We start from the raw sequence: 1,248 nt of genomic DNA, 5'->3' as shown, positions 1-1,248 counted from the left end.
CTCCTCCTGATATTGTTTCTCCCGCTCCCGTAGCGCTGAAGGGAGCCCGTCCGGTAAACCCCGCTCTCCTCCTTGGGCTGTCCAGCCCGCAATAAAGACTGGGGAACCGCACGGATTCGACGCTGTAGCTCGAACGGTGTCTTGGGGCGTCGCCGGCCATGTGCTGGCGATGACCCCGCATATCAGGGTGTGCATGTCGAATGTGGCGCGTTGATCCTTCAAGCAAGGAGTACCACGGTGACATGCAAAGTAGGAGTCGACATCAGCAAGCTGAAGCTCGACGTGGCGTGGCTGAGAGCGCACGGCAAATATCGCTCCAAGGTGTTCCCCAACAACGCAAGCGGCTTCGCGCAGCTGCTGGACTGGCTGGACTCGCACCTGCCCGGGGGCACGGCGGCAGCCCATGTCTGCATGGAGGCCACCGGCACGTACCACGAGGGCTTGGCGCTTGCCTTGCACGACCATGCGGTGGCGGTCTCGGTCGTCAATCCGCTGCAGGTCAAGCGATTCATGGAACTGGAACGGGTGCGCAACAAGACCGACGAGGGCGATGCGAAGGCCCTGGCGCGGTTTTGCGACAAGACAGCCCCGCCGTTGTGGGAGGCACCTTCTGCTGCCGTGCGCTCCCTGCAGGCGCTGGTGGCCCGGCTGGACACGCTGCTGGAGCTCCGGCAGGGTGAGTTGAACCGCCTGGAGGTCGCCCACGACGCGGTCAAGCCATCCCTCGTTGCGGTCATCGCGAGCCTGGACGAGTCCATCGAGGACGTGCGCATGCAGATCCGCAAGACCATCGATGACGACCCCGATCTGCAGCAGCGCAGCGAGCTTCTCGCATCGATTCCAGGCCTTGGGGACAGGACGATTCCCCAGCTGCTGGCGTACATCGGGCGCCCCGAGCGGTTCGCCTCGGTCAAGGCGCTGATTGCCTATGCCAGCCTGACGCCGATGATCAGGCAGTCCGGAACATCGTTGGACAAGCGGCGAGGCACACACCCTCAGGGGCATCGGGAGCTCAAGAAGGCGCTTTACTTCCCGGCCATGGTGGCCGGCAGGTACAACCCGTTGGTGGCCCAGTTCTGGCAGCGATTGAAGGCGCAGAACAAGCCCGGCAAGCTCATCGTCGTGGCCTGCATGCACAAGCTTCTGGCCATCGCCTACGGCGTCCTGAGGTCTCGAAAACCCTTCGACGCGAACTACCTCAAGACGGCCGGTGCTTGACAGGCACAACGGTGTCTTTATTTCGCTGCG

At 63.3% G+C, this 1,248-nt stretch carries 1 protein-coding gene; it reads left to right on the top strand.

Annotated features, from left to right (window positions below; translation table 11 throughout):
* Positions 1-237: 237 nt before the first annotated feature.
* A complete protein-coding gene (locus ACSFBF_RS36010) occupies positions 238-1,218 on the top strand; it encodes an IS110 family RNA-guided transposase (protein ID WP_435458101.1) in 981 nt (326 codons plus the stop codon).
* The last annotated feature ends 30 nt before the right edge of the window (positions 1,219-1,248 follow it).

Origin of the sequence: Variovorax nivicola (genome assembly GCF_051216475.1) — a bacterium.
Lineage (GTDB): Bacteria > Pseudomonadota > Gammaproteobacteria > Burkholderiales > Burkholderiaceae_C > Variovorax.
This window is presented reverse-complemented; position numbering and strand designations above follow the sequence as displayed.